This is a genomic window from Kitasatospora sp. NPDC024654 (assembly GCF_055559155.1).
Map to the genome: position 1 here is coordinate 1 of NZ_JBVHLF010000282.1, position 1,083 is coordinate 1,083.

Annotated in this window: 1 protein-coding gene; it reads left to right on the forward strand. The window is 71.7% G+C overall.

Annotated features, from left to right (window positions below):
• Positions 1 to 37: 37 nt before the first annotated feature.
• On the forward strand, positions 38 to 1,083 hold a 1,046-nt coding region (tnpC, locus tag ACZ38L_RS39635), incomplete at its 3' end, for an IS66 family transposase (protein ID WP_465703049.1).

The following is a 1,083-nucleotide window of genomic DNA, read 5'->3' on the forward strand; positions in this document are numbered from 1 at the left end:
CCCGGGTAAGCCGCGCGGCGGTGCCGGGGGCGCGCTGATGCAGGTCGTGGAGCCGGATGCGGTCGAGGTTCACGTCCCGGCCGCCTGCCGGGGTTGTGCGGGCGACCTCACGGCGGCCGAGGTGGTCTCCATCGAGCGGCGGCAGGTCTTCGACCTGCCCGAGATCCGTCTGCGGGTGACCGAGCACCGCATCGAGCACCGCCGCTGCGCGTGCGGGCAGGTCACCGCCGCCGCCCCGGCCGGCGCCCCCGCGGCCCCGGCCCAGTACGGGCCGCGGCTGAAGAGCTTGGCCGTCTACCTGCTCACCCGACAGCACCTGCCCTACGAGCGGTGCGCCGAACTGCTCGCCGACGTCATCGGCGCCGACGTGGTCACCGCGACCCTGCTCGGGTGGGCCGGGCAGGCCGCCGACGCCCTCGCCCCGCACACCGAGGCCGTGCGCGGGCAGCTCACCGAATGCGAAGTGGTCGGCTTCGACGAGACCGGCACCCGCATCGCAGGGCGCACCTGCTGGGTGCACACCGCCCGCACCCGCTCGTTGACGCTCTACCAGGTCCACACGAAGCGCGGTGTGCAGGCGTTCGAGGCGATGGGAGTGCTGCCAGGCTTCACCGGTGTCGCGGTCCACGACGGCTGGAAGCCCTACAAGACCTACACCGGCGCTGTTCATGCTCTGTGCAACGCGCACCACCTGCGCGAACTGGCCGCCGTCGTGGAGAACACGCCCGCGGATCGCCCCGAGACCTGGGCCGGGGAACTCGCGGGGCTGCTGGTGGACACCTGGGACGAGATCAAGACCGTCCAGGACGCGTATCCGCACGCCACCGGGTTCACCGTGGACGCACTCGAATGCCTCGCCGCCCGCTATGAGGAGATCATCGCGGTCGGACGGGCACTGCACCCAGCCCGCGCCCCCGGTGACCCGCGACGCAAGCGGTCCAAGGCCGCCAACCTGCTCGACCGCCTCGACGCGGAACGCGACCAGGTGCTCCGGTTCGCCTTCGACTGGCGGGTGCCCTTCGACAACAACACATCCGAGCAAGCCATCCGGATGGCCAAGATCCAGCAGAAGATCTCCGGCGG